We start from the raw sequence: 244 nt of genomic DNA, 5'->3' as shown, positions 1-244 counted from the left end.
GAAACAACAGAAGAGTTGAAAGAAGAAAAACCGGAAGAACCAAAGGTGACAGAGGAGCCAAATGTGCTTGAGAAGCCAGAGGTGAAAGAAAAGTCGGAAGTGTCGATAAAACCAACAGAAGAGCAAGAACAAGTTGAAACAACAGAAGACTTGAAAGAAGAAAAACCAGAAGAACCAAAGGTGACAGAGGAGCCGAATGTGCTTGAAAAGCCAGAAGAACCAAAGGTGACAGAAGAGCCGAATA

The 244-nt window shown here is 42.6% G+C and carries 1 pseudogene; it reads left to right on the top strand.

Features of this window, described 5'->3' with window-relative positions:
- Positions 1-244 (top strand): annotated as a pseudogene (locus MR071_RS25255) (Cna B-type domain-containing protein); the annotation flags it as partial.

The organism is Bacillus cereus group sp. BfR-BA-01316, assembly GCF_022664195.1.
Classification (GTDB): Bacteria; Bacillota; Bacilli; order Bacillales; family Bacillaceae_G; genus Bacillus_A.
This window is presented reverse-complemented; position numbering and strand designations above follow the sequence as displayed.